The organism is Acidobacteriota bacterium (assembly GCA_038040445.1).
Taxonomy (GTDB): Bacteria; Acidobacteriota; Blastocatellia; order UBA7656; family UBA7656; genus Onstottus_A; species Onstottus_A frigus.
In genome coordinates this window covers 1-25,851 of record JBBPIG010000013.1, presented here as the reverse complement: position 1 = coordinate 25,851, position 25,851 = coordinate 1, and the positions used below count along the sequence as shown (strand labels likewise).

At 57.5% G+C, this 25,851-nt stretch carries 26 protein-coding genes; 10 read left to right on the top strand and 16 right to left on the bottom strand.

The features are described 5' to 3' along the window. Positions 1 to 57 precede the first annotated feature (57 nt). The 8 genes from lgt to miaB all read right to left on the bottom strand — a co-directional run bounded on the left by lgt (position 58) and on the right by miaB (position 8,236). Positions 58 to 879, bottom strand: coding sequence for a prolipoprotein diacylglyceryl transferase (lgt, locus tag AABO57_15070; protein ID MEK6287059.1), 822 nt, complete (start codon positions 877 to 879; stop codon positions 58 to 60). A gap of 144 nt (positions 880 to 1,023) precedes the next feature. Beyond that, complete coding sequence (lspA, locus tag AABO57_15065; GenBank protein MEK6287058.1) at positions 1,024 to 1,575, bottom strand: signal peptidase II; 552 nt, start codon at positions 1,573 to 1,575, stop codon at positions 1,024 to 1,026. A 19-nt stretch (positions 1,576 to 1,594) separates the two neighbouring features. Continuing rightward, the gene (locus tag AABO57_15060) at positions 1,595 to 2,059 is read right to left on the bottom strand and encodes a type II toxin-antitoxin system VapC family toxin (protein MEK6287057.1); all 465 of its coding nucleotides are present in this window, start codon (positions 2,057 to 2,059) and stop codon (positions 1,595 to 1,597) included. Further along, on the bottom strand, positions 2,060 to 2,329 hold the full coding sequence (locus AABO57_15055; GenBank protein ID MEK6287056.1) for a hypothetical protein: 270 nt from the start codon (positions 2,327 to 2,329) through the stop codon (positions 2,060 to 2,062). Then, positions 2,326 to 5,307 (bottom strand): isoleucine--tRNA ligase, encoded by a 2,982-nt coding sequence (gene ileS, locus AABO57_15050; protein MEK6287055.1) that lies wholly within the window; start codon positions 5,305 to 5,307, stop codon positions 2,326 to 2,328. Before ileS ends, AABO57_15055 begins: the two co-directional genes overlap by 4 nt. A 200-nt stretch (positions 5,308 to 5,507) precedes the next feature. Next, positions 5,508 to 6,101 carry a hypothetical protein gene (locus AABO57_15045; GenBank protein MEK6287054.1) on the bottom strand — a complete coding sequence of 198 codons (594 nt, stop codon included), beginning with the start codon at positions 6,099 to 6,101 and terminating at the stop codon, positions 5,508 to 5,510. Between the two features lie 201 nt (positions 6,102 to 6,302). After that, entirely contained in the window at positions 6,303 to 6,764 is a 462-nt protein-coding gene (locus tag AABO57_15040; protein ID MEK6287053.1) for a YtxH domain-containing protein, read from the bottom strand. Between the two features lie 89 nt (positions 6,765 to 6,853). Beyond that, the gene (gene miaB, locus AABO57_15035; protein MEK6287052.1) at positions 6,854 to 8,236 is read right to left on the bottom strand and encodes a tRNA (N6-isopentenyl adenosine(37)-C2)-methylthiotransferase MiaB; all 1,383 of its coding nucleotides are present in this window, start codon (positions 8,234 to 8,236) and stop codon (positions 6,854 to 6,856) included. A 346-nt stretch (positions 8,237 to 8,582) separates the two neighbouring features. On the opposite strand from miaB, the gene AABO57_15030 reads away from it, so the two are divergent. After that, positions 8,583 to 9,263, top strand: a complete 681-nt coding sequence (locus AABO57_15030; GenBank protein MEK6287051.1) for a hypothetical protein — start codon at positions 8,583 to 8,585, stop codon at positions 9,261 to 9,263. Between the two features lie 41 nt (positions 9,264 to 9,304). Beyond that, positions 9,305 to 9,970, top strand: coding sequence for a hypothetical protein (locus AABO57_15025; protein MEK6287050.1), 666 nt, complete (start codon positions 9,305 to 9,307; stop codon positions 9,968 to 9,970). 72 nt (positions 9,971 to 10,042) lie between these two features. Here AABO57_15025 and AABO57_15020 read toward each other — a convergent pair whose 3' ends face one another. After that, positions 10,043 to 11,371: an inositol-3-phosphate synthase gene (locus AABO57_15020; GenBank protein ID MEK6287049.1), complete on the bottom strand. Its 1,329-nt coding sequence runs from the start codon at positions 11,369 to 11,371 to the stop codon at positions 10,043 to 10,045. A 500-nt stretch (positions 11,372 to 11,871) separates the two neighbouring features. Here AABO57_15020 and AABO57_15015 point away from each other — a divergent pair, with 500 nt between their 5' ends. Then, positions 11,872 to 12,858, top strand: coding sequence for an energy transducer TonB (locus AABO57_15015; GenBank protein ID MEK6287048.1), 987 nt, complete (start codon positions 11,872 to 11,874; stop codon positions 12,856 to 12,858). Positions 12,859 to 12,943: 85 nt separating this feature from the next. After that, entirely contained in the window at positions 12,944 to 14,002 is a 1,059-nt protein-coding gene (locus tag AABO57_15010; protein ID MEK6287047.1) for an energy transducer TonB, read from the top strand. Positions 14,003 to 14,081: 79 nt separating this feature from the next. On the opposite strand, the gene AABO57_15005 is transcribed toward AABO57_15010, so the two are convergent. Then, positions 14,082 to 14,552 carry a hypothetical protein gene (locus AABO57_15005; GenBank protein ID MEK6287046.1) on the bottom strand — a complete coding sequence of 157 codons (471 nt, stop codon included), beginning with the start codon at positions 14,550 to 14,552 and terminating at the stop codon, positions 14,082 to 14,084. 102 nt (positions 14,553 to 14,654) lie between these two features. On the opposite strand from AABO57_15005, the gene AABO57_15000 reads away from it, so the two are divergent. The 4 genes from AABO57_15000 to pdxH all read left to right on the top strand — a co-directional run bounded on the left by AABO57_15000 (position 14,655) and on the right by pdxH (position 17,978). Next, positions 14,655 to 15,218: a sigma-70 family RNA polymerase sigma factor gene (locus AABO57_15000; protein MEK6287045.1), complete on the top strand. Its 564-nt coding sequence runs from the start codon at positions 14,655 to 14,657 to the stop codon at positions 15,216 to 15,218. Positions 15,219 to 15,259: 41 nt separating this feature from the next. Further along, positions 15,260 to 15,994, top strand: a complete 735-nt coding sequence (locus AABO57_14995) for a zf-HC2 domain-containing protein (protein MEK6287044.1) — start codon at positions 15,260 to 15,262, stop codon at positions 15,992 to 15,994. A 340-nt stretch (positions 15,995 to 16,334) separates the two neighbouring features. Beyond that, the gene (pta, locus tag AABO57_14990; GenBank protein MEK6287043.1) at positions 16,335 to 17,333 is read left to right on the top strand and encodes a phosphate acetyltransferase; all 999 of its coding nucleotides are present in this window, start codon (positions 16,335 to 16,337) and stop codon (positions 17,331 to 17,333) included. 15 nt (positions 17,334 to 17,348) lie between these two features. After that, the gene (gene pdxH, locus AABO57_14985; protein MEK6287042.1) at positions 17,349 to 17,978 is read left to right on the top strand and encodes a pyridoxamine 5'-phosphate oxidase; all 630 of its coding nucleotides are present in this window, start codon (positions 17,349 to 17,351) and stop codon (positions 17,976 to 17,978) included. A 2-nt stretch (positions 17,979 to 17,980) separates the two neighbouring features. On the opposite strand, the gene AABO57_14980 is transcribed toward pdxH, so the two are convergent. Then, positions 17,981 to 18,298 carry a PilZ domain-containing protein gene (locus tag AABO57_14980; GenBank protein ID MEK6287041.1) on the bottom strand — a complete coding sequence of 106 codons (318 nt, stop codon included), beginning with the start codon at positions 18,296 to 18,298 and terminating at the stop codon, positions 17,981 to 17,983. A gap of 442 nt (positions 18,299 to 18,740) precedes the next feature. Between AABO57_14980 and AABO57_14975 the strand changes: the two genes are divergently transcribed. After that, the gene (locus tag AABO57_14975; protein ID MEK6287040.1) at positions 18,741 to 20,504 is read left to right on the top strand and encodes a CocE/NonD family hydrolase; all 1,764 of its coding nucleotides are present in this window, start codon (positions 18,741 to 18,743) and stop codon (positions 20,502 to 20,504) included. A gap of 56 nt (positions 20,505 to 20,560) precedes the next feature. Here AABO57_14975 and AABO57_14970 read toward each other — a convergent pair whose 3' ends face one another. The 3 genes from AABO57_14970 to AABO57_14960 form a co-directional block, all read right to left on the bottom strand. Next, complete coding sequence (locus AABO57_14970; protein MEK6287039.1) at positions 20,561 to 21,589, bottom strand: homoserine dehydrogenase; 1,029 nt, start codon at positions 21,587 to 21,589, stop codon at positions 20,561 to 20,563. 124 nt (positions 21,590 to 21,713) lie between these two features. Then, a complete protein-coding gene (locus tag AABO57_14965; GenBank protein MEK6287038.1) occupies positions 21,714 to 22,826 on the bottom strand; it encodes an aminotransferase class I/II-fold pyridoxal phosphate-dependent enzyme in 1,113 nt (370 codons plus the stop codon). A 113-nt stretch (positions 22,827 to 22,939) separates the two neighbouring features. Then, positions 22,940 to 23,161 (bottom strand): hypothetical protein, encoded by a 222-nt coding sequence (locus AABO57_14960; protein ID MEK6287037.1) that lies wholly within the window; start codon positions 23,159 to 23,161, stop codon positions 22,940 to 22,942. A 126-nt stretch (positions 23,162 to 23,287) separates the two neighbouring features. Between AABO57_14960 and AABO57_14955 the strand changes: the two genes are divergently transcribed. Continuing rightward, positions 23,288 to 24,241 (top strand): fumarylacetoacetate hydrolase family protein, encoded by a 954-nt coding sequence (locus AABO57_14955; GenBank protein MEK6287036.1) that lies wholly within the window; start codon positions 23,288 to 23,290, stop codon positions 24,239 to 24,241. 146 nt (positions 24,242 to 24,387) lie between these two features. On the opposite strand, the gene AABO57_14950 is transcribed toward AABO57_14955, so the two are convergent. Next, positions 24,388 to 24,792: a kelch repeat-containing protein gene (locus AABO57_14950; GenBank protein ID MEK6287035.1), complete on the bottom strand. Its 405-nt coding sequence runs from the start codon at positions 24,790 to 24,792 to the stop codon at positions 24,388 to 24,390. Positions 24,793 to 24,911: 119 nt separating this feature from the next. Beyond that, positions 24,912 to 25,851, bottom strand: a 940-nt coding sequence (locus tag AABO57_14945; protein ID MEK6287034.1) for a VCBS repeat-containing protein, incomplete at its 5' end; no start/stop codon positions are given.

The following is a 25,851-nucleotide window of genomic DNA, read 5'->3' as shown; positions in this document are numbered from 1 at the left end:
TCGTTGGTTTAGTCTCGCGCGGTAAGCGGCCCACAGAGGGCCGCCATTGAAAGTAACTTACGAAGCCTGAGCTGCGACATCCTGGCCGTGAGCAACGCTCTGACTCGAACGGCGCCGCCAATAATAAAGTGTCATAGCAACGCCGAGCGCGAACATGATAATCGAGATGACCTGAGAGGTCGACAGCCCGAGGACCTGACCGCGTGGATCGTCGCGCCAGAACTCGATAGTAAATCGCGCGACCCCATAGATGATCATATACGAATAGATTATTTGACCGTCGAACGCGCGCCGCTTTCGCAGCCACATCAAAAAGCCAAAGATCGCAAAGTTCACCGCCGCTTCAATCAACTGAGTCGGCACGAGCGCGGAATCAGTCGGCACGCCTGTCAGTTCGCTCGCTTTTTCGCTGAACCGCATACCTATCCAGGAGGTGGTGGGCTTGCCCCAGCAACAGCCGGCTGAAAAGCAGCCTAGCCTGCCGATCGCATGCCCGAGCGCAACCCCGGGAGCAAACGCGTCAGAGGTCTTACGCCAGGGCAATCGCCATCGCCGCATCAGGATTACGCTCACAAGCAGCGCGACCAAGAATCCACCGTAGTACACGCCACCCGAACGCCACAGATCGAACGAGAGCATTCGCCGCCACTCGCCGCGATACTCGTTCCACTCGATGATCACCATCAGCACTTTCGACCCGATAAGCGAGCAAGCGAGAATGTAAAGCCCAAGATCGTAGATCCGATCTTTAGGCAAACCGTCGCGCGCCGCGAGCTGGGCCGTCAGCCACAGCGCTGCGATGAAGGCTATTGCCAGCAGAACGCCGTATGTCGCAATGGGAATGCCGAGCCCCGGTATCCTGAATAGTTCTGGGAACATTAATTAGTCCGTAGTCCGTAGTCCGTGGTCCGTAGTCAGTAGCCCGTAGTCCGTAGTACGTAGTACGTAGTAGTCAATGGCTCTCTCGCCATCAACTCGCATCGAAGAGCTACTGACTACTGACTACGGACTACGGACTACGGACTACGGACTACTCTCAACATTCGGAGCTTCGGCCGGCTCCACTATCGTTGGCCGTTCCGCCTGCGGCGCCAGGAACAGCTCGATTGCCATCAACGCTGCGCCTATCGTTATCGCCGTATCCGCGACGTTGAACACCGGCCACTGATAGTCCTTGTAATAAAGCAGGATGAAGTCAATAACCCGGCCCAATCGAACGCGATCGATCAGATTGCCGCATATTCCCGCGGCAAGCAGCGCCAGCGACGACAGCAGCAAGCGGTTTGAAGCCGGAGTGCGCATCATGTAATAAACCACTACCAATATCGCGGCTACCGAGACGCTGACCAGCAACCATTTCACGTTGCCATTGTTGAGCATCCCAAACGCGATGCCCGGATTCTCGGTATAGCTGAGCTTGAAGAAGCCTGGAATGACGTCGATCTCATCGCCTTCGCGAAGCTTGACTGAGACCCAGTACTTGGTGAATTGATCGAGGAACATCACCAGCGCGGCGATGATCAAATACCAGAGCTTCATCGTGCTGGCTTTGGTGGCTACTGCGTCTGAACTCATCAAGGTTTTGCTCCTGCGTCTAAGGATGAGTGTTCGGGTCGTCTACCGCAAGCCCTTCAGCGATCGCGGCAGTGTTCAGAGGACCATCGGCAGAGGCCAGAGTAATCGGAGACGCTCCTGCTGCCTTCATCTCGGCATCGATTTGCAACGCGGCCGACAACTGAACTGCATCATAAGCGCGCAATGCATGCGTTTCAGCCAATTCCGCTGCCCATTCAATGAGGCTTGGGGTCAGTTCGATTACCGAATACTCATTTGCGAAATCATCCCGAAAGTCAGAAATCGCTTTGCCCGCCCCGCCCGCCGAAAGCCCCGAACTGCGAGTCTTGCGCGTTATGGCCGAGATCACTTCTACCAACGTAACACGGGCGAGATAAATCTCGTTGCCGGCAGCAAGGTCGGCAATGCTGGTGACCCAGCCGCTTCCGGCTTCAATCAAGTAGCGTTTTACAATTGCGCTACTGTCAAAGAAGTACGCAGCCACCTACCGCCGCTCCTCGATGATGATCTCGGATACAGGTTTGCCTTCTACCTCTATCAGCTTTCGGTTCGCGTAGAAGCTCGCATCCCGTATGCGAGGAGGAATTCGGCTGATGACGCCTTTCTTCAGGAGATGCTGCTCGAATTCCTCTTCAGTCATCGTTGGCGCACTTTTCACGAGCAACTCATCGACCATGTCGCGCAGACTTCGCTGCTCATCCGGCGTTAGCGTCTTCACTTCTTCGATTAGTCGATTAAGACTTGAGGTTGTCATAATCCCCATCCCTCCTCCAACTGACGAATGCAACGGGCATCGACCGCTGGAACGCGTGCATCTTTGCCGACTGTTTCGGACCAGTTCCAGCAACGCTCGCACTTCTGGCCTTCTGCGTGCTCGACCCTAACTCCAATTGCAGGCGCCTCATCTTCTTTTAGCGAGACAGCAGATACGATAAAGATCGAGGGCAAGTCTTTCTCGTATTTCTTCAGCAGCCTATGCTGATCAGCTTGAGTCTCAATTGTTACTTTAGCATCGAGCGAGGCGCCTATAACCTTAAGACCACGCATTCTCTCAAGTTCTTGCTGCACCAACCATCGAACGTACAACAATCCGCCTCCTCCTAGCTCCCATTCTCTTAGTAATTCCTCGTCGCCTTCGTGCGCCGATCCATCCGGAAACTCCGCCAAGTGTACGGACGCTTCGCGCGCGCCAGGCAGTGCCTCCCAAATCTCGTCCGCTGTGAAGCACAGAATCGGAGCGAGCAGACGCGTCAACGAATCTACGATCCGGTACAGCGCCGTCTGCGCGCTTCGGCGGCCAACCGACTTGGGCGCGAACGTGTACAAGCGATCTTTCAAGATGTCGATGTACACATTTGAAAGCGTCACCGTCGCGAAGTTGTAAAGCGCATGATACACAGTCGTGTAGTCGAAGCGCTTGTACGAATCGACCACCTTCCGCGTGACTTCGCGCGTGACCGCGAGTGCCCAGCGGTCGACATCCCACATATCGCTCTCGGCTATCTGGTCGCCCTCCGGATCGAAGTCCGAGATATTTCCAAGCGCATATCGGGCGGTGTTTCGAAGCTTGCGATAAGCGTCAACCATCCGATTCAGGATCTCAGGCGAGACGCGCACATCCTCTTGATAGTCCGACGACGCAACCCACAGCCGCAGAATTTCGGCGCCTTGCTGGGTGACGACTTCGTCCGCCGGGATCGCGTTGCCTGCGGATTTGTGCATGGCTTTGCCTTCGCCGTCTACCGTCCAGCCATGAGTGATCACCGTCTTGTACGGAGCCTGGTCGTGAGCGGCGAGCCCAACCATTAGCGATGAATTGAACCAGCCGCGGTACTGATCGGGCCCTTCAATGTAGACGTCCGCGGGCCACGGTAGATGCCGTTCTGCTTCGAGCACCGCTATCGAAGACGAGCCCGAGTCGAACCACACGTCAAGGATGTCCGTCTCCTTGGTGAAGGCCGAGCCTCCGCAGTTCGGACAGGCAAAGCCATCCGGCAACAGGTATTCCGCTTCGCGCGCGTACCACGCATCGGCCGTCTCTTTCTCGAAGATCGACGAGACGTGATCGATGACTCTTTCATCTGCGATCGTATGTCCGCAGCCCCCGCAGTAGAACGCCGGAATCGGTACGCCCCACACGCGCTGGCGGGAAACGCACCAATCGGGCCGGTTCTTGAACATGTTGCGCATCCGATCTCGGCCCCACGCCGGAATCCAGTTAACGCGTTCGACTTCGCGTAGCGCGCCCGCTCGCAAGCCGTGACCGTCTTCGGCCGAGCGCTCCATCGATATGAACCACTGCGGGGTCGCGCGAAAAATAACCGGATTGTGGCAGCGCCAGCAGTGCGGATAGCGATGCGGGTATTCTTCGGTGAACAGCAACGCGCCGCTCGAACGCAAGTAATCCACGATCTGGCTGTTGGCTTCGAACACCGATTGGCCTGCAAAACCTTCAACCTCAACAGTGAAGCGCCCGGCGTTGTCGACCGGGCAATAAACCTCGGCGCCCTCCATCTGCCCGGGCAGCACTCCGGCCTCGCGAAGCTGATCGTACACGGGAGCGAGTTGCTCGCGGTACTTCTGACCCATAACGAAGTCGTCGTGGCCGTGACCTGGAGCTGTGTGGACGCATCCTGTCCCCGCTTTGCCGCTGCCTTTCTTTTGGGAGTGCTCGACGTCGATTTCGGATTCGGCGTCGGATTCGCCGCCGAGCGTCACGTGCTCGCCGAGCATCAACAGCGACGGCCTATCGATCCATGCGTGACCGGCACGCAGTCCTTCGAGCGCCGAACCGGGGAAGCTTGCGACGATTCTCGCCGGCGCGAGTCCGCATTTTTCGGCGACAGCTTCGACCAGATCTTTTGCGACGATGTAGATCTCATCGCCCACGTCGACCGCCGCGTAATCGAAGTTCGGATTCACCGCGATGCCAAGGTTGGCCGGAAGCGTCCACGGTGTTGTCGTCCAGATCAGAACAAAAACAGGCTTTCGGACAACATTTTGGAGAACGCTCGCATGTGAGGCTAGGTCTTTGACCTTAAAGGCAAGCTCACGCACCTGATTTTCTGGCAGCGGAAACTTGACGTAGATCGATGGGCTGGTGTGTTCCTTGTACTCAACCTCAGCTTCGGCCAGCGCGGTCTGATCGTAGATGCACCAGTGGACGGGACGCGCTCCCTTGTAAACGTAGCCTCGCCCGACGAATCGCCCGAACAACCGAGCGGTCTGCGCTTCATACGCATTGGACATCGTGAGGTAAGGATCGTCCCACTCGCCGAACACGCCCAGGCGTTGGAAATCGCGCGTCTGCCGCTTCAGGGCCTGGGCGGCGTGCTCGCGGCATGCTTTTCGAATCGACACCGGACTCATCTGAGATTTCTTCGCGCCGAGCTTCTTATCGACGTACAGCTCAATCGGCAAGCCGTGACAATCGTAGCCGGGCACGTAGGGCGCGTCGTAGCCCATCATCGAGTGCGACTTGACGATGAAGTCCTTTAAGATTTTGTTCATCGCCGTGCCAATGTGAATATCGGCGTTGGCGTAGGGCGGACCATCGTGCAGCAGAAACACGGGACGGCCGGCGCGAGCGCGGCAAATCTCATGATAGAGGTCCATTTGCTGCCAGCGCTTGAGTCGTTCAGGCTCGCGCTGGGTGAGATTCGCCTTCTGCGCGAAGCCGGTCTTCGGCAGGTTCACTGTTGCTTTTAGATCGAAAGGCGCCTCGGTTGCCATGCTCTCCTCATTTTCCATTTTCCATTTTCTATTTTCGATTTGTGACTCGATCGTCCGTCGGCGATCCACAAATCACAAATCACAAATCGCAAATTGCAAATTGCAAAGCACCTGGCTCCTAATGAAAGGAAACCAGGTGCTGTTAGTAGTTAGTTGTTAGCTCCTGTGAAACTGGCGCCTGGAGCCGTTTCCAGGAGCCCTTAAATGAACATCTCCTCGTCTTGATACGCCTGGTCGATCGGCTTTCGGTGGCGGCCAAACAGCGTTTCGAGAATTCGCCGCAGACCAACAAGCATCGCCGAGAGTTCGCGCATCGGCTGTAGCACGGTTACCTGCACCTCTTTTGTTGTATCCTCAAAGCGATCTTGAGTCCGCAAAAGCAAATGGTCCAATTCGGAGACCTGGCGCTGCAGCGTGGCGTTGGTGTAATCGATCGTCTGGGAGATTTGTTCCGCCTGGTGCAACGCGAGCTTGGTGATCTCTTGCGAAGAAGCCGACACCGCAGCGGCTACGGCGCGTGTTTCGACCGTCACCTTTTCAAAGGCATCTTTCGCTTGAGTGCTGATCTGCTCCACAGAAGTTTTAACCGTGCTGATCGTCCCCTGGACCTGATCGATCACCGGCCCGGCTTTGGCGATTAGGGGCTCGGCCTTAGCCTGGACCGATGCAGCGATGCCGGTCAACTTCTTGATCGCACCATAGATAAACATGAACATCGCCGCCTGCACGATGAAGCTCAATACGATGACCGCTGCCGCCACCGTCATGACGATGTAAAACTTTTGCTGGTCCACGAGCCCTCCCTGTTGAACACTGCTGAACACAAGGGGACAAGCCCCTGAAGGTCTGGTTAGACGACAGATAAACGGCGTTGACGATCCAGGCCGGGCCTGAAAAAACCACTCGCCAGCTCTCGCGGGGAGAGCACCCGAACATCTCGGGAGCTGGGCACTCGTGTTACTTCGAACTCGCCGCTTCTTTCAAGTGCGATTCGCTTAGGCTTCCTCGCCCTCGCCGGCAACACCAGCCTTGCGTTTCTCTTCGCGGTAAGCCTGCTTGCCCGCTTCAATCGCCGCTGCGATCTGTTCTTTCTGGCGTCCGGCAACTTCCGAAACCGTTTCTGCGCCGGCAACCACCTTCTCTCGCGCGGTCCCGTAGGCCTCGGAGACTTTCCCGGCGGCGGAGCCATAGGCTTCGGAGACTTTCCCGGCGGCGGTCCCGTAGGCTTCGGAGGCCCTGCCGGCTGCGGTACCGTAAAGTTCGGTCGCTCGATCACCGATCACGCGTGCTTGTTCGCCTGCGGCATCTACGCCGCGCTTGGTGTAGTCGGCGATGTCGCCGCGCAATTCGCGTCCGGTTTTCGGCGCGAACAACAACGCCAACGTCGCTCCTATGCCCCCGCCGATCAGTAAGAACGTTAGTTTTTCTGCTGCTGACGATCCTTCATGCTCTGCCATCGCTTCCTCCAATCGAAAAGTATTCACTCTTGCTGTAGCCAACTCAATATATCACTTCGATTTGACCCGAACAAGACGGGGCGTCGAGATCAGACGTTAAACGGCAAGCTCATCTCACAAATGGTGGAAGTCAGTTGCGCTCGTTTCAGGTCCGCGCTCTGGACGGTTGACTCGGTCGTGCAATAGAGCCGATTCGGCGTCGCCTGCGCGATATGAACCTGATGTATGCCCGGGGCAAGATCTGCCTTGACCAGTGCTACGTGATTGCCGCGTGTGTGTCCCTGAACAAAACCTTCTTCCGCGGCCGGACCCTTGACCAGAACCTCGACCTGGCGCCCGATCCATTTGTGGTTTTGCTCGAGGGAGATTTCCTTTGAAAGCTCGATCAGCCGCGTGAGGCGCTCCACCTTCGCATTGCGCGGCATATCGTCGAAGTGGATCGCCGCCGGGGTGCCTTCGCGCTCCGAGTAGATAAACATGTAAGACATGTCATAACGCACTTCGCGGTAGAGCGAGAGGGTCTGCTCGAAGTCCTCTTCGGTCTCGCCGGGGAAGCCTACGATGAAGTCGGTCGATATCGTCGCATCAGGCAGAAGCTCACGCACCTTGCGCACCCGGTCGAGGTAGAACTCGCGCGTATACTCGCGAGCCATCAGCTTGAGTACGCGGTTTGAGCCTGACTGAACGGGCAGGTGGATGAACCGGCTTACCGCCGGCGTGTCGGCAATGGCTTCGATTATGGCGTCGTCAAAGTTAATCGGATGCGACGTGATGAATCTAACGCGGGGAATCCCAACCTGGCCTACCATTCGCAGCAACTCGGCAAAGGATGGGTATCCGGGAATCAATGCTCGTCTGGCCCCGGTTCCCGCGACCATTCCATAGGAGTTCACGTTCTGTCCCAATAAGCTCACTTCGACCACGCCTGCTTCCTTAAGTGCGCGAGCTTCGTTGACGATGTCTTCCGCCGGCCGCGAAACTTCCGGGCCTCGAGTTGCCGGCACTATGCAATAGGTGCATCGATGATTGCAGCCGCGCATGATCGTGAGGTGCGCGCTAAGCTCGCCCGTTGGCGGGGGCGGTGAGTAGAACTGCAGCTCGCGTTTGAACTCGAATGATTGAAACTTGCCGCGCTCGATTGCCGGAACGATCTCGGTTATCGCTCCCGGGCCGAGCATTATGTCGACGCCGAACCTGCGGCCCATTCGCTGGCCCTCGGGAAGCTGAGCGAGACAGCCCATCAAACCTATGGTCAGTTGCTTGCGCCGGCGCTTTTCCTTTCGCAGCTCGCCCAGAAGAGACTGAACCTTCTCGACCGGCTTGCCTCTAACGGCGCACGTATTGACGAGCACGAGATCGGCTTCCTGGAAGTTGTCAACGAAAGAATACCCGATACCGGCAAGCTCCGACTGGATGGCGTGCGTGTCGTACTCGTTCATTTGGCAGCCGAATGTGACTATGTGGGCTCGCATGAGTTTGTGCTGGTCGCCGAACCTTTGCGTGAAGAATCCAGGTTTTGACACCGAATCTTAGCATCCGTGAGAACCCGCGTGCCAGCAGTGTGACAGCGAAGTGACAGGGCGCAAAGTTAATTGTTCCGTGCTTTCAGTTGTGATATACAGGGGCCGCATTTTTCCTCAGTTATCTTCTGGCAGATTTTACGGTTTTGATGGGTTCGCTGACAGCCTCGGCAGTTGCAACCATCGGCGGACGAGAGGCCGCGGGCGTGTTGAGCGAGCGCATCGGCTCGTGAGTGCAGTATCAAAGAAAGTGGCCTGAGGTCAGGCCGCGAAAACTCGGGTGGAGGAGAAGGCACCAATGGCAAAAATGAGTTCTTCCAGACGCACGAGCACTGTCCATCTCATCGCAATCCCGGCAGTCATAACTCTGGCAATCACGGTCGTGCGATTGATTGGCGAAATGCAGGGCTGGTCTAGGGTATGGTTCAACCCGTCGGCCGGCGGTGGAGGTGCGTTGATAGGAATCGTGTGGCTGGTGCCGATTTTCGGCGTCTATTTCGCGGTGAAGCTCTCGAACTCCGGCGAGGGTCCGGTGAACGCAGGCCGCGCGGCGTTGATTGCATTGCTGGGCATCGTCGTAATTGTCGCCGGTTTTGTAGTCGCGTTCAAAGTCTCGCAGCCGGGATTACTCGGCGCGCAAATGGCCGTAGGCATAGCTGCCATCATCGCTACAGCCCTCCAGTATCGCGCGTGGCCCGCGCTGTTCAAAACGCTGCTTGCATACGGTTTCGCGGCGCGCATTCCTGTGACGATCATCATGTTTTTTGCGATTCGTGGTAGCTGGGGAACACACTACGACGGGCCGCCGCCCGGCTTTCCTGAGGACATAAGCTGGTTTCCAAAGTTCATCTTGATCGGCGTGCTGCCGCAGTTGATCTTCTGGATCGCGTTCACCGTGATAATCGGCACGCTTTTCGGCGCAGCGGGTGTGGCGATTGCCAGTCGCGGCAAGCAAGCTAACGCAGCCGCGGAGGCGTAGCGAAACGAAGCTAACTAACTTCCTGGCAAAGGAGAGAAGACATGGCAGACACCTCAAACTCTCGAATAAGTATTGCGCAGCTTATTTTCATTCCAAGCGTGATAACCCTGGCGGTCACTCTGCTGCGGCTTGTCGGTGAGCTTCAGCACTGGCCCAACGTTCTGTTCAATCGGGACGCCGGCGGCCCAGGCTCGATCATAGGCATCACGTGGCTCGCGCTGGTGTTCGGCGCCTACTTCGCGGTGAAGCTTGCGCGAGCGGGTGAAACTCCGCCGAACGCAGGGCGGGTGATTGGTTACGCGCTGTTAGGCTTGGCCGTAAGCTTCGGTGGCGGCTTTCTCGGCTTCGGTATGAAAGCAGAATTCCCGGGCAAGATACTTGTCGGATTGGTGCTGATTGCAGTCGGCGGTTTGATTCCATTCCTCGGCTGGAAAGCTCTCGCGAAGGTGCTGCTGGCCTATGGATACGCCGCGAGAATACCGGTGGTGATCTTGATGTACTTCGCGATGCGAGGCAGTTGGGGCACGCACTACGATGCGATTCCGCCCGAATTTCCGCAGGACATGGATTTTTGGACGAAGTACATCCAGCTTGCGGTCGTGCCGCAGATGATCATGTGGATCGGGTTTACCACGGTGATGGGGTCGCTCTTTGGAGGCATCGCCCTTGCCGTGACCCATCGCAAGCCGGCCGCCCAGCCCGCGTAGCGCATTCGGACTGTGCCGGCCGCCGGGCAATTGTTGCACGGCGGCCGCTGGCCTCTGTCTTAGGGCTCGGGGCTAGTCGTAGTACTCGAGCCCGAGGTGGGTGATCAGCTCTTCACCTCTCATATGTCGAAGCGTGTTCTTGAGCTTCATCAACTGAATGAACAGGTCGTGCTCGGGATATAAACCGGGCGCGGTCATCGGGCTCTTGAAGTAGAAAGACAACCACTCCTGAACGCCGCGCATACCCGCGCGCTTCGCCAGATCCATGAACAGCGCCAGGTCTAACACAATCGGCGCGGCCAATATCGAGTCGCGGCACAAAAAGTCGATCTTGATCTGCATCGGGTAGCCAAGCCACCCGAAGATGTCGATGTTGTCCCATCCTTCCTTGTTGTCGCCGCGCGGCGGATAGTAGTTGATCCGCACGATGTGGCTGAAGTCTTTGTACAACGTCGGGTACACGTCCGGCTGGAGGATGTATTCGAGCACCGACAACTTGGATTCCTCTTTTGTCTTGAACGACTCTGGATCGTCGAGCACTTCGCCGTCGCGGTTGCCGAGAATGTTTGTCGAGAACCAGCCGTGAAGCCCGAGCAGTCGCGACTTCAAACCCGGCGCGATTATTGTCTTCATCAGAGTCTGCCCTGTCTTGAAGTCTTTGCCGCACACCGGGAGCCCCTCATCGACGGCGAGCCTGGTCAAAGCCGGAACATCGACCGTAAGGTTGGGCGCGCCGTTGGCGAAAGGCACTCCTGATTTCAGCGCGGCGTACGCGTAGAGCATCGAAGGCGCTATGGCGTCGCTGTTCTCACGCATCGCGCGCTCGAAGGATTTGAGGTCGTCGTGCTCACTACTCGGCTGCTTGAAGATCTCGGTCGAAGCGCACCAGACCATCACCAGTCGATCGCATTCATTGACGCGTTTGAAGACCTGGATGTCCTCAATCAACTGTTCAGCGAGTTCCATCTTGTTAGCGCCTTGTTTGACATGACTGCCGTTGAGCCGCTTGACGTAGTGCTGGTCAAAGACCGCTTTCATCGGTTTCACCGCCTGAAGCTCGGTCTTGAGTTGGTTGACAAGATCGCGTTCGAGCACTCCCGCATGTAGCGCTGCTTCGTAGGCGTCCTCTTCGAAGATATCCCACGCCCCAAAAGCCAGATCGTGGATCGAAGCGAGCGGCAGGAAATCACGGATCAAGGGCACGCGATTGTCGGTGCGTTTACCCAATCTAATAGTGCCCATCTGCGTCAGCGAGCCGATGGGTTCGGCTAAGCCGCGCTTGATTGCTTCGACGCCGGCGATGAAGGTTGTGCTGACCGCACCCAGCCCTACTAACAACACGCCGAGCTTACCTTTCGCGTCCTCGAGTGCAATGGTTGTCTTTTGATTGTGAGTTGGCATTGAAATGTGGTCCTTTCAGAAAGTTCGGTCACCGCGCCGCGCCAGCATTCTGAATTGAATCAAACTCTCTGGACAAAGTCTTGCGGTTTGTTGCTGAGTTTTAGCGCTCGATTGCCGAAGTAGCGCAGACCTTAAAGTCTGCGACACGGGCATCGCGGTAGCTCGCACAGAGCACTAACGATTTGGCGGCGAGTCGTCAAACTAATCTGCAAGCCGCAGCCGTTGAATTCATTCTACGATTGGAGCCGAGAGTCAGGCCCTGTTGCCACCAAGCAAATTGAACGATGACCGACGTTAGATCGTACGAGTCTGTGAGTTTTTGGGCGTGAAGTCTTGACACCGGTGAGAGCGCCAAGCGACAATAGAACAAGCCGTCTCAACCAAGCGCTTTTGAAGACGGCACGCAGGAACAGGATGTGTAGAGGGATCAATCCCTCTTATAGCCTCTGAGCCGGTTGCGGCCAATATGGTGGACCGGATCAGGCTTGTGGAGAGAGCACATGTTATTCGAAGATGCTTTCGTGGATCCGCCGTCAATACTCAGGCGGCTCATTGAGGCCTTTGTAGAGACCATTCGTGAGTTTCGCAAGAACCCTAAAGATTATATTGTTAGCGCCTTCAAAGGCGACGGCATTGGTGGTCACCGCCGCAAGATGCTAATGCGATTCGGCCTTGCCATCGGCATCGTTGTCTACGCTTTGTTCTTCGGCGCCATTCTGGTCTTGTGGTCGATTCACGCGAAAGCGAAGGACGTTCCGCAGGAGGAGTTGGCGGTCCACTGGGTCAACCCTGACGACTTCAAGGCCGTGGAGATCGAGAAGCCCAAGGCCAAGGAGAAGGCGGGAGGAGGAGGCGGCGGCGGTAGAAATACGCCGACTCCGGCTTCGAAGGGTCAGTTGCCCAAGTTCTCTCTGACGCCTCCGCTCATCGCGCCGCGACCCGAGCCGACTCCGAGGCCTCCATCATTGGTTGTACCTGAGACGATTCAGGTTGACCCACGCCTTGAGCCCAAGCGCGATGATCTCGCGGTAACCGGCTTACCGAACGGTGTACCCGGACCGCCCTCGGCTGGTCCCGGGTCGGGTGGTGGAATGGGTGATGGTAAGGGCGGCGGCATGGGTCCCGGCAACGGTCGAGGCGTAGGCCCGGGCGAAGGGTATAACATGGGCGGCGGCGGCCCGAGGATCGGCGGCGGATCTGGCGCTCCGGCGACCAGCGTCGACCAGGGACCGGTACTGCTGAACAACCCGCAGCCTCGCTACACTGAAGAGGCGCGCAAGAACAAAATTCAGGGAACGGTGCTTGTGCGGGTGCTGATTGGTACCGATGGTCAGGTCAAGCGGGTGACGGTGCAGCGCGGGCTCCCGGACGGACTGGATGAACAGGCTATTCAGGCTGCTTACCAGTTGAGATTCAAGCCGGCGATGAAGAGCGGTCAGCCGGTGTCATTCTGGAAACCCGTCGCTATAGAATTCAATCTCCGGTAACGCCGATTTGTCGTGAGGGGCCGCGAACGATCGCGGCCCTCACTTGTATCAGCTATGTCCTTCCGTGCAAGCCGCTCACCTCAAGATGCCTTCAGTAGTGACAACCGAGTTTGTTAGGGACCTCGACGCTGACCCGCCATTCTCACTAATCGAACAAGAAAGTTTAGGCTCGCGGCTTATTCGAGAAATCCAAGCCGCGGTTGGTGAACTAACTCGCGATCCTGGCGGCTTCATTCGAGAGCTGTTTTCTGCCGACACGAAAGATGCGAAGCGCCGGCAGCGAATCTACGTCGGACTTACATGTGCAGTTGTCGTCCACGTAGCTCTTGTCGTGCTTATCGCAGTACTCGGCTGGCGCACGATGTTCGTTAAGCATGTCGATGAAGCGGGCGACGGCATTCACGTCTACTTTCCGATTGGACCCCCGAAGGCAGAGCGGACGCAACGACCCGGACCCCGCGGCGCGAAGGATGACGGAGGCGGAGGCGACCACAATCCGCTGCCGCCAACCATAGGACCGCGGCCGACAACGTCGATGAGCCCTCAGATCATCAAGCCGAACACCGCGAGCGTGAAGCTACCAAGCATTCCGGTAACGCCGACAATCGTTGGTCCCGATGGCTCTCCACCGCCTCCGGGCATTGCGCTCGGCGTTCCAACCGGCGTCATAGCAGCCGCCCCATCCCCTGGCTCGGGAGAAGGCGGAGGCCTTGGCGGGAATCGTGGCCCGGGCGCAGGCTCAGGCAGCGGGCCGGGCTCTGGGAAAGGCAACCGGGGCGGCGCCGGAGATAAGAATCGAATCGGATCGCCGAATGGCGCTGATGACCCCAAAGGTCCGTTCTCATATAACTTGTTTGACAGGATTCCCGATCGGACCCCCATCGTATGGCTTCATCGGCCGACACCTATCATCACCCCCGAAGCGCAGGCCAACAAAGTGAAGGGCGAGGTATGGTTGCGCGCAACATTCGGAGAAGACGGCAAAATATCCGACATCGAGGTCATCCGGGATGTTCCGTTCATGACCGAATCGGCCGTCGAGGCGCTGCAGCGATCCAGGTTCCGCCCCGCTACCATCAAGGGCAGGCCGGTTACTTTGATCAACGTGCCTGTGAGAATAAATGTGGATATCGTACAGCGATAACGCCGCCTTCAATTCAACCCATCGCCCAGTCCATCTAAGTCCATCGCCTCCGACAACCGATCGACTATGAGCGCGAGCTTTACCGCACGATCTCACCGCGAAGCTCATTGACCGCGCGATCGAGCCGAAACAAGGCTTGGCCGATATTGGCGGAAGGACCCAGTTCAACTAACGCGAAATAGTCGCCGTCTATCTCCTGCACCACCAGCGTCGCGCAGTCATATTCCATGACCAGAGACTTCAAACCTCGGAGCTTTGCGGGAATGGCAGCCGCCCGGCAGGACCTCAGCACGACGGCAGCGTAAGCGGCCCGCAGCCGCAAACGATCGCTGTTGGCGACCGGATACCACAGCACAGCCTCTCCATCCGCCGCCAAAAGGATCGCGCCGGTAGCTCCCTCTACCTGCGATACCAATTTCTCGAGACGCGAGTCTATCGACACAAGTGGCCTTTCGACTTCCGTTTGCGCTTCGCTCTGATCATAAGCGATCTGCCTGCCCGATTCGAGGATCAAAGGCGCCCTCGACTGCCTGAGGCCAAGTCCTGACATTGATGATTTTCCGACTTTTTCCCGAGCATACCAGTCTATACTATTGAAGCGGATGGGGGGTCTATCATCGGATAGTTTGCGGATAGTTGGCGTGAGAGCGATTTGGAACTGAGCGATACTCAAATAATCGAACGCACACTAGGCGGCGAACCTGACGCTTTCAATGTACTGGTGCGCCGCTGGGAGCGCCAGATTTACGGCCTCACGCTCAGAATGCTGGGCCGTGACGAGGAGGCCAAGGACGCGACACAAGAAACGTTCTTATCGGCTTATCGTAATCTGTCGAAGTTTCGTGGTGAGGCAAAGTTCTCATCCTGGATTTACAGGATCGCACTCAACATCTGCAACACAAAGTTGAGGAGCCGATCGAAGTTCACGATCTCGCTTGATGAACAACGAGAGCTGAGCGGGTTCGAGCTTGCGGCAGAGGCCGAGGACCTCGGCGGCGGCATTCAGCAGGAGCAGGTCACCCGGCACGTCCGGCGAGCGCTGCAAGGCCTACCGTCGGAGATGCGGCTGGTTATCATAATGAAGGAATACGAAGGGCTAAAGTTCTCAGAGATCGCCGAGGTACTCGGCATACCGATCTCAACCGTGAAGACCAGGATGTACACCGGGCTGTCAGAGTTGAGAAAACGGCTCGAGCACCTCCGCGAGGCGGTGTGACGGAAGCCAGTGGAAGAAGTCAAAAATTAGTGGTGAAGAAAATGAGCAACAAACAAGAAACCCCAAACTGTAATATGCACGAGGCGCTGGTCTCGTATCTTTACGATGAGGTGACGCCGGAAGAAAGCCGTTTTGTCCAAGCACACCTCACCGAATGCGCGGATTGCAAACAGGAGCTGCATTCGTTCGAGCGCGTGCGAGGCATGCTTCAGCAGTGGCAACTCGATGACCTGCCGGTCGTGCGCGTGGTTGCGGAACGGCCTTCAGGCGAGCGGTCGATGCTTGGGCTGCTAAAGGAATTGTTCTCGCTGACACCGGTGTGGGCCAAGGCGCTTGGCGCGGTGGCTATGGCGATGCTGGTACTCGCGGTTGTTGGCACTGACGTGAGCGTCGGCCGCGACGGCTTTTCGTTTCACGCCGACCTGTTGCGTCGCGATGGGCCCGCGCGACCAGGTAACGTAGTCGACGGCAAGAACGACGCAAACATCGAACAAGTAAGAGCTGAAGTGAAGACTCTGGTCAACCAGTTGATGGCCGAGAGCGAACGTCAGCAAAGAGAGGAAATCAAAACGCAGCTAGTCAGTCTCGAGTCGCAGCTTCAAAACATGCACTCGGCTGATCTGCTGAAGATCGCCACGCGAATTCAAGAGCACCAGACCAGGCTCAAGACGCTGGAGCGAGACATCGATCGCCGCGAAGGTCTCGATCTGACCGACATACTCTTCAGCGAGGTGAGCAAGCCCAGCGAGCGAGCAACCACTGGCGGGGGCGACTAAGTTCAAGAGTTGCGCGGAATACCACGGCGCCTCTTGGCGAGTTGGTGGGCGAGTCGCGCGCGAGTCGGGGAGACTTCGCGCGAGGCTGCGCGGGAAAAGGGGAGATTTGACGCGCGTAGTTAGCTCCTGTCAACGACGAGGCGCTGTGGTTGCTTACAAAGGCTGAGGATTGAGCCAACGAGCCCATCCTCAGCCTTTTCAGTTCCTGCCTTCCTCGCCGCCTTCCACAAAATCCGCTAGAATCTTGCTCTCGTATTCAGTGCTCGGAGTTCAAGCTTTCGTTTGCGTCGTTAGCTAAAGCTTTGAACCCCGAATCAAGAGCCGGGAGGCCGTTTCGGCGATGCAAGTCCTAGAACGAATTCGCGCGCGCGCAGCATCCGCTCCAAAACACATCGTGTTGCCCGAAGGCGAGGATGAGCGAACCATCCGAGCGGCGGCGCTCTGCATGCAAGACCGCATCGCTCAACTCACCCTGATCGGCGGCGAAGATGTGATTCGAGAAAAGGCTTCGAAGCTCGGCGCCGCTCTCACTGGTGTCTCGATACTCGACCATCGACGCTCTTCCGAGCGCGAGCACTATGCTGCCCGTTACCACGAAGCGCGTCGAGCCAAGGGCGTTACTCTGGACGAGGCGTTGCGCCAGATGGACGACCCGCTCTATTTCGCGAATATGATGGTGAGAGAAGGGCGAGCCGATGGCAGCGTGTCGGGCGCTACCCACACAACCGGGCACACGGTCAGCGCGGCGCTCAGGTGCATTGGCCCAAAGCCCGGCTTTAAGATTGTATCGAGCTTTTTTCTGATGGTCGTTCCCGGAAGCCAGTTGGGAGAGGGGGGCGCATTCATTTTTGCCGACTGCGGCGTTGTCGTTGATCCTACTGCTTCTCAGCTCTCGGAGATCGCAATGGCGTCAGCCGATTCCGCGCGAGCGCTGCTTCAAGTTGAGCCGCGCGTCGCGATGCTTTCTTTCTCTACCAAAGGCAGCGCAAATCATCCGCTGGTGGACAAAGTCATCGAGGCGACCCGCACTATCCGGGCGCGCGCGCCGGAGTTGCTAGTCGACGGCGAGCTGCAAGCCGATGCCGCGCTTGTGCACGCTATTGGTCAAAGCAAAGCGCCTGGCAGCCAGGTCGCGGGCCGCGCTAATACCCTGATCTTCCCCAATCTCGAAGCCGGCAACATCGCCTACAAATTGGTCGAGCGTCTGGCAGGAGCGGCAGCCATCGGCCCGATATTGCAGGGGCTGGCCCACCCGGCAAACGACCTCTCGCGCGGCTGCAAGGCGGAAGACATTCGCGACGCGGTGGCAATAACCGCAGTTCAAGCTCAAGCTCTTTGAGAGAGTTGGTCATCTATGTCTGATCCTGCCCGGTATGAGCTTCCCGACCTCAACGAAGCTGAGATTGATCCAAATCCTTTCAAGCAATTTGAGGCATGGTTCAAGCAAGCCGAAGCCGCCATACCGATTTTGCCAAACGCGATGACGCTGGCGACTGCGACCAGGGATGGCGTGCCTTCTGCGCGAGTGGTTTTGTTGAAAGAGTTCGATGAGCGAGGCTTTGTGTTCTACACGAACTACGATAGCCAAAAAGGGCTAGAGCTGGAGGAGAATCCGGTTGCCGCGCTGAGCTTCTACTGGGCAGAGCCTGGTCGGCAGGTGCGCATCGCTGGGACGGCCGCCAGGACGTCGCAATCGGAGTCCGAAGCGTACTTCCACACTCGCCCAATCGACAGCCAGTTAGGCGCCTGGGCCTCTAATCAGAGCCAAGTGATTGGCAACCGTGAAGTGCTCGAACGCGAGATGGAAGAGTTGTCTAGAAAATATGCCGGCGGGATGATCCCGCTGCCGCCCTTCTGGGGGGGCTACCGTTTAGCGCCGTTCATGTTCGAGTTCTGGCAGAGCCGCCCAAGCCGTCTCCATGACAGGATTCGTTACCGGCTCGATGGTGAAGGCAAGTGGGTGATTGAGAGACTCGCGCCCTAGAATCAGACTGAAGCGAGCGGCGTGCCGAAATCGGGTCGCGGGCCGTCGAACTTTACCGCAGCGGTAACAGACCCGATGCCGGGGTCAATGCGCACGACGCGAGCCGGGTACTTCATCCACTTCCGTCCGTGTAGCGGGAGCCTGATGAATATATCCAGCCTCGTGCCCGGTGACAGACGTTTTGCCAGGGTCAAGAGTGCGCCACTCGAGCTTAAGTTGCGAAGCACACCGGCCTCGACGAAGCTGTTCCTGCCATTGGCGCCTTCGACTCGTATTTGCCAATCCACCTGAAACCGCTTAGCTCTTCTGCGTTCGATCAAAAGGCCTCCAGTGTACGTCAGACAGATTGTTTGATTGACGGTTTGCTGCACTGCTGTTCTATCGCATCCTTCGACAAAAGGAAATTGAAAATTGACGTGTTTGTCCTTGATGAAAGAATAAATTGGGCCACACGGCTAATTGGCGGCCTGTTGCCTCACGCAAAAGCTAGACGAAGTGGGATTCGTTGCCTCACGTAATAAGCTAGACGAAATGTTTTTGTCTCCCGGTTGAATTGAAGACGTAAAGTTAGTAGACTCCGCCCATCATCCTGAACTAATACGAGGTCGAATGTCATCACCTGGGAGCGCAGGCATCCCTGCCTTGCCTCTTCTCGCGCCACGCCCAGGCAGGCAGGGATGCCTGCGCTCCCAGGGCCCGAAAAACATCTGCTTGCTCTGCCGGTCGCCGCGTGTGCGACTGTGCGAAACGGAGGATTGAGGAATGAAACAGGTTGAGAAGAAGGAACTGTCTATCTGCGTAGCACGAGCCATCGAGCCGCTGGGTCAACGCGCCCCTGAGTCGCCGCGACTCTCGGTGGCTGTCCGGCAACCATTAGCGATCTTTCTTTCGCTTGTTCTCGTCCTCCTGTTGGGTTCGTTAATAGCTGCCGCCTCCCAGCAAGCTTCGCCTGCTACATCGCCGCCTGCAGTTCAAGCGGCGAAGCCACTCGAGCAGATGGTCCCGATGCGTGACGGCGTCAAGCTCGCGACTAGCATCTTTCTTCCTCAAGGCAAAGGACCGTGGCCGGTGGTATTGGTGCGAACGCCTTACGGCAAAGACCTCCAGGCAACCGGAAACTCTCTTTGGACCAACCGCCAATTCGCTCTCGTAGTTCAAGATTGCCGCGGAAGATTCAAGAGCGAGGGCGAGTACCGGCCTTTCATGAATGATCACCTCGATGGTTACGACACCATCGAATGGATCGCCAAACAAGGGTGGTCGAGCGGCAAGGTTGGGATGTACGGCGCCTCGGCGATGGGCATTGCGGCGAACCTCGCTTCGATGATGAACCCGCCGCATCTGGTTGCGACGTTCGTCATGGTCGCGCGCGCGAGCCTCTACAATCAGTCGGCTTTTATGGGTGGAGTTTATCGAAAAGAGCTGAACGACCCCTGGCTGAAGCGGCAAAGCGCGGAGTGGGTAATAGCGGAGACGATAAAGCACAACGTCTACGACGGCTTCTTCGACCTGGCCGAGATGCCCAGGCACTGGCACGAGATTCACGTGCCGGTTTACAACTACGGCGGCTGGTACGATATCTTCGGACAAGGCAACATCGACAACTTCGTAGGGCTGCAATCGACAGGCGCCGGGCTCGCAGCGGGGAATCAGAAGCTGATAATGGGACCCTGGGGCCACGGCAAGTTGGAAGAAGTAAAGTACCCCACCGATTCAGCTATCAGTGCCACGGAAGAGGCAATGCGCTGGTTTGACTACTGGCTGAAGGGGAAAGACAACGGCATCATGGACGAGCCTCCTGTTCGCTACTATGTGATGGGAGACGTAACGAACGCGCAAGCTCCCGGCAATGAGTGGCGCACCGCGTTAGCGTGGCCAGTGCCCGCGAAGCCGACCTCTTATTTTCTTAAGCCAGCCGGAGCGCTCGGCGAGAAGATGCCGGTCGAACAGGAGAGCGCCGACACCTACAGCTACGATCCCAAGAATCCCGTTCCGACCATCGGTGGTGCGAATCTGAGCGTCAAGAAGGGTCCGATGGACCAGCGCGCCACCGGCGAGCGAAAAGACATTTTGAAATTCGTCTCACCTGTTTTGACAGCGCCGCTCGAAGTGACCGGACGCGTCAAGGTCGAGCTGTGGGCTGAGAGCGACGCGCCGGACACGGACTGGATGGCGAAGCTGGTCGACGTTTATCCGGACGGCACCGAGCGGCTGGTGCTCGACTCGGCGGCGCGCGCCCGGTTTCGAGATGGATTCGATCGCGAGGTCTTCATGAAGAAGGGCGAGGTTTACAAGTTCTCGCTTGACCTTTGGTCCACGAGCATAGTGTTCAACAAGGGGCATCGCATCGCGATTCACGTGACGAGTTCGAATGATCCGCGCTTCGATCCGAATCCCAACACCGGAAAACCGTTGCGAGCGGATGACGAGACTCGCATAGCTAAGAACACGATTCATCACGATCGAGCGCACCCGTCTCGTGTTTTGCTGCCGATCGTGCCGTCCTACAACGGCAAGAGGCCATAACCGTTTCACGAGCGCTTTGCTGTGGGTTCCAGAATACTCGCGGCAATAACCTTGGTTCATTTGCCGGCGTGAACTCTCAGCATATCGCTCAGGAGCGCGTAGGCGGTTTGCTCGATCTCCGCATCGTTTTCGACTATTGCAATCTCGCCCATCAAGTCCGTTTCGAGCACCAGCACATTTGATGTGCCGCGAACTGAGCCGAGCGCCGAACCCAACGGCACCCTTTCAGGAGCGACGGTAATCGCCACGCCGTCTGTCGTTCGCTTGCCACGCGCGATCAGGCGCACCGCCAGCCCCGAAGCAGCCGCCGAATGAACATCCTCAATTGTGATGTTGCGAATGCCCTCGCGTTCGACATCTGCCGGCCGTGAGTCGGCGTTCATCAGGACGTTTGCCAAAGCAACCGCTTTCACCGCCGCGTCCCAACCGTCGATGTCGTAGTCGGCGTTGGCTTCGGCGATGCCGCGCTGTTTTGCCGATACCAGCGATTCTTCAAACGAGCGCCCGGACTCCATACCGGTCAAGATGAGATTGGTCGTGCTGTTGAGCACGCCGCTGAAGCCGAGCACTTGCACGCCGGGCAAGCAATACTCTACGAGATTGAACACCGGCGTTCCGTCCATCACCGTGCCTTCAAATCGAAAGCTGACGCCGCGCTCAGCAGCGAGCGACTTCAGCTCACGATAAGCGAAGGCGATAGGTCCTTTGTTGGCGGTGACTACGTGAATGCCGCGAGCCAGGGCGGTTCGAATGTGGCCGACCGCCGGTTCGCCGTCGTCGATATTCAGCGGGGTCGTCTCGAACAGGATGTCGGCGTTGCAGTTTTCAATTACCGCGAGAGGATCAGGAGCGCTGATCGAGCCATGCAGCTCTGAGAGGTTGCCGCCTCGCTGAACAAGCTCGGCGGCTGCCAGTAGATCGATGCCGCCGGTCGATGTTACACAGCCGTGATTGGCGGTCGCTATCGCTGTGGTGTTCCATCGAAGCCCGTAGTCGGCGGTAATTTGCGACTGTCGATCGGTGAGGATCCGGGCAAAAGCTCGCGCTACGTTGCCGAAGCCGATGAACGCGAGGTTCAGTTTCATAGGAGAGTGATGCGGAGACGTGATACGTGATGCGTGAAACGTGATGCGTGATCGGCCAAGTGACCGTAATGCGTCAGCACCTCATCCGATCACGCATCACGAATCACGAAACACGTATCACGTATCACTCCTCAAGCTCCGAAATGAAGTTGCCGATCAACTCGAGTCCTTCGCGGAGGTGGACCGCGTTCCCACCGAAGCCGATTCGCAAATATTTGCCCATCAGGAAATGCTCGCCAGGCACGATCAGCACGTTCTTCTCTCGTCTCAGCCGCTCGACAAACTCCAGCGAGCCGATGTCCAGATGGTATCGCAAATAAGCAATTGCTCCCGCCTGCGGCGGGACAAACGAGAGATCGTTCGCCTCGGCCCACTCGCGAATGATCGGGTAGTTGGCGTTGAGAATAGTTCTGGTTCGGTCAAGCAGCCTGGCTCTACTCTCGGGCCTGAGCGCTACTCGCGCTAGGAAGTCGCTGGCGGGACCCGGACCGATGGTCGTGTAGTCATGATACGACCACGCGCGCGTCACTAACTCGGGCGTCGATGCTATCCAACCGATCCTCAAGCCTGGTAAGCCATAAGCCTTCGAGAGCCCGCTGGTGATGATTGCTTTTTCATACTTGCCCCAGAAGCTTGGCGTCACGTCTCGCTGAAGTTCCGCGCCGCGGTAGACCTCGTCGGCGACCAGCCACGCGCCAACGCGTCGCGCGGCCTCGACGATTCGCTCCATTTCCTGCTCGGTCAGAATCGCGCCCGTCGGATTGTTGGGATTACAAACAGCAATCAGCTTTGTTCTTGGCGAAACGGCTCGTTCGAGCGCGTCCAGATCGGGAGCCCATTGAAGTTCCTCGATCAGAGGCAGCGGTTTGATCTCCGCTCCGAAAGCTCGCACCAGCCCCCAAAGCTGCATGTAATTCGGCATCATCATCACGACTTCATCGCCGGGTTCGGTGAGCATCCACGCCAGCAGGAAATTCGCTTCCGCCGTGCCGACGGTGGCGATGATGTTTTCTTCTTCTGCGCCGGGGTATATCGCGGCAATCGCCCGTCTAAGCTCGGGCGTGCCGTTCGATTGGCTGTAGCCGAGCTCGGTGCTGAGCAACTCTTCGCGTTCGGCGGGATCGGGGATCAGGTCGCCGATCGCCGCCGGATTAACGCCGCTCTCCGAGAGGTTGTAGCGGACGAGGTTTTCCCAGGTCGACTGCATCCGCTCCATCTGGAATTCTTCGAGCTTCATCGATCTCTCTCCTCAAAAGAGGTTGGTAGTCCCGCCTTCAGGCGGAAGTTCGTACTCACCCGGTCTTCGCTTACCCTCCGACAAACTTCCGCATGAATGCGGTACTACGAACTCTACGATGCGTGTCCTCGCAGGTCGTTTTCGGGGTAGTCGCAGATCAGCCGGTCAGGGTCTTGCTCGTTGAACGCGTCCTGGTTCAACCATATCTTGAGGCGGCCGCCGCCCGATTCGCAGACAATCTGATCGTAATGAACGAAGTGGCCGGTGAGCTGCCCAAACTCGTTGAATATGTACGCAGGTATCAAGCTGCGAATCTCGCTGAACGGAACTATCACGCCTACCTCCGCCGAATTTTAGGAAGACAGCATAGAGTAAGAGATGGGGCTCGGCAAGCGAGTCAATGCCGGGCAGTGCTCTAATTCCTGATATGATCGCCGCTGATCAAACGCTCGGAGGAAACAATGAAGCTCTTGTCGATGATTGTCGAAGGCCAGAATCGCGCTGGCATACTGCTGGGCGAAGAAGTCCTCGACGTGACCGCCTTCTGCGGGATCATTGAATTGAAAGGTGACTGGATCGAACCGGACACTGATCCGGCGACGTTCGCCATCGAAGGCGCGTACCGAGACGCGGTAGACGTCTATCGGCGGGGGTCGAAATGGGCGAGCAATCTAACCGCAAAGATCAATTCTTCTCCGGCGCTCGCAGTCGAGTTGAGGGCGGCGGGCGCGCTGAGCCCACTTTCGGCGATCAAGCTGGGTCCGCCGGTAGTCGCTCCGGGAAAGATACTCGCCGTTGGTTTGAACTACGCTGCGCACGCTGCTGAAGGGAACGCGAAGCCGCCTGAGTTCCCGCTGATGTTTTCGAAGTGTGTTACTGCACTGATCGGGCCAGGCGATCACATCAAGCTGCCTCGCATCAGCGAGATGATCGACTACGAAGCGGAGCTTGCGGTCGTCATCGGCAAAGAAGCCCGCTCGGTCAGGGCCGATGACGCGATGGACTATGTTGCCGGCTACACGATCATGAACGATGTGACCGCGCGCGATATTCAGAAGCGCGAGCGCCAGTGGGTCCGCGCGAAGGGGCTGGACACCTTCGCTCCTTGCGGACCGTGGCTGGTGACGACCGATGAGATCAGCGATCCTCACACGCTCGAGATCGAACTGACTGTTAACGGGGAAGTGAGGCAGCGATCAAACACCAACGATCTGATCTTCAAGGTTCCCCAGTTGATCGAGTTCATATCGCAAGGTCTGACTTTGAGGCCCGGCGATATCATTTCGACCGGCACGCCGTCGGGTGTGGGAGTTTATATGAACCCGCCGGTGTTCTTGAAGGATGGCGACCGGATAGAAATCAGAATAGAAAAGATCGGCGCGCTTCGAAACGCCGTCGTTTCGCAACCAAAATAAAGGCTGAGGTCCAGCTGGCGACCGGACCTCAGCCTGGTAAGAATTGCCGATTGCCGATTTCAGATTGATGGAGCGCGCAGTAGAATCTGCAGTCCATAATCGACAATCGGCCATCGGCAATTCCTTACGTTGCGTGGGAGGAATTCCTACGAATCTGGGAAGGTGAACTCCTGCGAGAGTGTGCCGTTGGGATTTCGCACCTGTAGCGTGTCGCCGGCCATGAGCTTCTTTCCCGCCCTCTTACCGATCAATGCGGTCTGCGGATTCTGTGGATCGTTCTTGGTCGTCTGCTCTACTCCGTTACGCAGTATCACCGCGCCGGGGTCAAAGTTCTCGCCAACGACAAAGAGCCTCTTGCCCTCGACCGAAGCGCTGACGATCCTTGGGATCGCGATTGTGGCCGCCGGATCATAAAGCTCCGCGCTGTTGAGGATGCTGCCGCTTGGGCCCCCTGCGACCAACAGGCCCCCTGCGACCAACACTTTGCCGTTGGTCAATAGCGTCGCTGTGTGACTTTCGCGAGGCGTGTTGAGGTTAGTGGTGCTGCCCATATCCCGATGGCCGAGTGATATACTGGAGACTCTTCCTATTCCCTCGAAACCCCTATGATGAGCATCACATTCTACAAGCCAAGACTGCTCTACCGGGCGATCCCTCTCGCCTCACCACGCTATTGAACGATAACCGTGAGCGTCACAGCAATAGTGTGGCCCGAATCATCACGGGCTGTGAATGTTTCCTGATGCGGGCCGAGTGGCGCGCCTCCCTTGATTTTTAACTTGAATGTTACGCTAGTGTCTGTCGTCGCGATCGGAGCAGGCGGCTTTGGTTTGATGCGCATTAATGGATCAGGTGGAGTGACCGTCACATTGCCGGTGAATCCACCTATGCGGTTTATGTTTACTGTTACACGAATCGTTGTCCCTTGCTGCGCTGTCACTGTCGGCGAATCAAAACCAAGCGAAAAGCCAATTGGTCCGGTGTTCTGCAGAATCGAGACGGTGTTGCTCCTAAGGTTCGCCACCACCAGATCGAGCTTGCCATCGCCATTGAAATCGCCCACCGCGACTGAGGCTGGACCGCTGCCAGTGACGAAGTCGGTCCTCGCCCCAAAACTGCCCGTGCCCGTGCCCAGCAGAATCGAGACGGTGGCGCCGTTGAAACCATAGTTCGCTACCGCCAGATCGAGCTTGCCATCGCTATTGAAATCGCCCACCGCCACTGAGATTGGCTGAATGCCAGTGCCGAAGTCGGTCTTCGCCCCAAAGCTGCCCGCGCCCGCGCCCAGCAGAATCGAGACGGTGTTATTATTGTTCGCCACCGCCAGATCGAGATTGCCATCGCCATTGAAATCGCCCACCGCCACTTCGAATGGAGAGCCAGTGCCGAAGTCGGTCTTCGCCCCAAAGCTGCCCGTGCCCGTACCCAGCAGAATCGAGACGGTCTCGGGATCGGTACCGCTCTCAAAATCCCCACGGTCCGCCACCGCCAGATCGAGATTGCCATCGCCATTGAAATCGCCCACCGCGACTGAGGCTGGAGCGAAGCCAGTGCTGAAGTCGGTCTTCGCCCCAAAGCTGCCCGTGCCCGTGCCCAGCAGAATCGAGACG

Coding starts and splice junctions, on each gene's coding strand:
- lgt (MEK6287059.1), bottom strand. CDS start 879: ATGTTCCCAGAACTATTCAGGATACCGGGGCTCGGCATTCCCATTGCG.
- lspA (MEK6287058.1), bottom strand. CDS start 1,575: ATGAGTTCAGACGCAGTAGCCACCAAAGCCAGCACGATGAAGCTCTGG.
- AABO57_15055 (MEK6287056.1), bottom strand. CDS start 2,329: ATGACAACCTCAAGTCTTAATCGACTAATCGAAGAAGTGAAGACGCTA.
- ileS (MEK6287055.1), bottom strand. CDS start 5,307: ATGGCAACCGAGGCGCCTTTCGATCTAAAAGCAACAGTGAACCTGCCG.
- AABO57_15040 (MEK6287053.1), bottom strand. CDS start 6,764: ATGGCAGAGCATGAAGGATCGTCAGCAGCAGAAAAACTAACGTTCTTA.
- miaB (MEK6287052.1), bottom strand. CDS start 8,236: ATGCGAGCCCACATAGTCACATTCGGCTGCCAAATGAACGAGTACGAC.
- AABO57_15030 (MEK6287051.1), top strand. CDS start 8,583: ATGGCAAAAATGAGTTCTTCCAGACGCACGAGCACTGTCCATCTCATC.
- AABO57_15025 (MEK6287050.1), top strand. CDS start 9,305: ATGGCAGACACCTCAAACTCTCGAATAAGTATTGCGCAGCTTATTTTC.
- AABO57_15020 (MEK6287049.1), bottom strand. CDS start 11,371: ATGCCAACTCACAATCAAAAGACAACCATTGCACTCGAGGACGCGAAA.
- AABO57_15015 (MEK6287048.1), top strand. CDS start 11,872: ATGTTATTCGAAGATGCTTTCGTGGATCCGCCGTCAATACTCAGGCGG.
- AABO57_15010 (MEK6287047.1), top strand. CDS start 12,944: ATGCCTTCAGTAGTGACAACCGAGTTTGTTAGGGACCTCGACGCTGAC.
- AABO57_15005 (MEK6287046.1), bottom strand. CDS start 14,552: ATGTCAGGACTTGGCCTCAGGCAGTCGAGGGCGCCTTTGATCCTCGAA.
- AABO57_14995 (MEK6287044.1), top strand. CDS start 15,260: ATGAGCAACAAACAAGAAACCCCAAACTGTAATATGCACGAGGCGCTG.
- pta (MEK6287043.1), top strand. CDS start 16,335: ATGCAAGTCCTAGAACGAATTCGCGCGCGCGCAGCATCCGCTCCAAAA.
- pdxH (MEK6287042.1), top strand. CDS start 17,349: ATGTCTGATCCTGCCCGGTATGAGCTTCCCGACCTCAACGAAGCTGAG.
- AABO57_14975 (MEK6287040.1), top strand. CDS start 18,741: ATGAAACAGGTTGAGAAGAAGGAACTGTCTATCTGCGTAGCACGAGCC.
- AABO57_14970 (MEK6287039.1), bottom strand. CDS start 21,589: ATGAAACTGAACCTCGCGTTCATCGGCTTCGGCAACGTAGCGCGAGCT.
- AABO57_14965 (MEK6287038.1), bottom strand. CDS start 22,826: ATGAAGCTCGAAGAATTCCAGATGGAGCGGATGCAGTCGACCTGGGAA.
- AABO57_14955 (MEK6287036.1), top strand. CDS start 23,288: ATGAAGCTCTTGTCGATGATTGTCGAAGGCCAGAATCGCGCTGGCATA.
- AABO57_14950 (MEK6287035.1), bottom strand. CDS start 24,792: ATGGGCAGCACCACTAACCTCAACACGCCTCGCGAAAGTCACACAGCG.